This window comes from Enhygromyxa salina (genome assembly GCF_000737335.2).
Classification (GTDB): domain Bacteria; phylum Myxococcota_A; class Polyangia; order Nannocystales; family Nannocystaceae; genus Plesiocystis; species Plesiocystis salina_C.
Genome location: NZ_JMCC02000259.1, coordinates 1 through 1,802, shown reverse-complemented (window position 1 = coordinate 1,802; position 1,802 = coordinate 1). Strand labels below are relative to the sequence as shown.

Genomic DNA, 1,802 nt, shown 5'->3' with positions numbered 1-1,802 from the left:
ACTGGAAGTTTCGGCGACGAAGAGCTCGGCGGAAAGACCAAGCGAGGCGGCGTGATGCGTTGCACCACGGGCTCCTAGGAAGGATGGCGCCTCGGCCGTCGCTAATTATAGCATGCGCGCCCCTTCTGGCCCATTGTCGGCTTGACGCCAAGCGCCTAGCTGCGGACAATGAAGCGTGAGCAACCGTCTCGTCGTCACTCTCCTTGTGGGCTTTTGTGTAGGTGCGGCCGTTCCATCGCTGCAAGGTTGCGTTGTGGCGAACAAGGACCACTGCGTCAATAATGGTGGCGATGACTACTGTGCGCAGCAGCACCCGGACTGGGCAGATGCGTACTGCTCTGACAACACATGTCTCGCGGCGGACGAAAAGACCGAGGATGGGTGTACCGAAGTTATTCCTCAAGGCTGTTGGTACTGCAACGGACGGGACGAAGCAGAATGCAGCGGGATGGCCGAAGGGGACGGTGATGGGGATGGAGACGGCGATGGGGACGGCGATCCCACTGGGGATGGTGATGGGGACGGTGACGGGGATGGTGATGGGGACACCGGGCCGATGTGCATGGGGAGCGACGAGTGTTCGGTGGAGACGCCGCTGTGCGACGGTGGGGTGTGCGTGCCGTGTGGGGATGCGATGGGGGTGAGTTGTGGGGACGAGTATCCTGCGACGCCGGTGTGCGATGAGGGCGGCGCGTGCGTGGAGTGTACGGACGACGATGTATCAGCTTGCCCGACGGAGATGCCGGCGTGCCAGGCGAATGTTTGCGTGCCGTGTACTGAGCACTCGCAGTGCCCGGGGAGTGCGTGTGAGATTGACCTTGGGTCATGCATGCCGCTCGACCGGGTCTGGTATGTGGATGCTGACGACAATGCATGCAGCAATGCGGGGCCGGGGTCGAGTGAGATGCCGCTTTGCGACTTGCTCACCGGGCTTGGGAAAATCGGTGCAAGCGAAAAGGGGACGATTATTCTCCGGGACACTCCAGGGAATACGTATGAGGAAACGTTGTTGGTTTCGAGCGGAAGGACTGTTGCGATCGTTGGGAAGGGGGCTATGGAGCGGCCAGTTTGGTCTGATGGAAGCGAAGACTACGCGCTGGCGGTACAAAATAACGCTATTGTATATTTGAGTGGTGTTCGAATCGAGGCCGCGGTGTCTCGGGGAGTCGAGGTGGCTCAAGCGCAAGTGTGGATTCAGCGGTCTGAGATTGTCAATAATGCCGGCGGCGGTATACTCGTCAACGGAGGCGCGCTCACGGTCGAGAACTCCTTCGTTGGAGGATCATCGAGCCAACCTGCGCTCAACGTGCAGAGTGGCACAAGTCAGGTCAACTATTCGACTCTCGCGTTGGGGCCCGTAGTTCCGAGCGCCGCTTTGTTCTGCGTAGATGGTACTGATACGAGTGTTCGTAATAGTATTATTGTTAGCACGCACGCTACGCCGGAGGTCAATTGCCCCAACGTAACGATTTCCTCCAGTGCTCTGGAGATGACGATGGGGGATAACGTCGCTCTCGGCGACGTGGAGATCAATTGGTTCTCAGACTACCTGCAAGGTGAATTTCTGCTAGTGGCGGGAGTCTATCCTCCTGCGATTGAGACCGCAGCCTCGTGGGCTACAGGAGACCCCACGACAGATATCGAAGGTGACACTCGTCCTGCGTTGGACGGGACGCCCGACTTTGCTGGCGCTGATCGCATACCATGAAAGCTGCGATGTCGGTCATCAGCACGGCTCAGTCGAGCACTCGCGCCGCGGCTGGTGGGGCGGATGATGGCGCCGCCGGAGCCCGAGCGAGCGG

At 59.8% G+C, this 1,802-nt stretch carries 1 protein-coding gene; it reads left to right on the top strand.

The window, feature by feature from the left end; translation table 11 throughout:
• Nucleotides 1–829 precede the first annotated feature (829 nt).
• Complete coding sequence (locus DB30_RS40730) at nucleotides 830–1,708, top strand: hypothetical protein (RefSeq protein WP_165704190.1); 879 nt, start codon at nucleotides 830–832, stop codon at nucleotides 1,706–1,708.
• Nucleotides 1,709–1,802: the final 94 nt, after the last annotated feature.

Excerpts from the sequence above, each read along its gene's own strand:
- DB30_RS40730 (WP_165704190.1), top strand. The coding sequence starts at position 830 with ATGCCGCTCGACCGGGTCTGGTATGTGGATGCTGACGACAATGCATGC.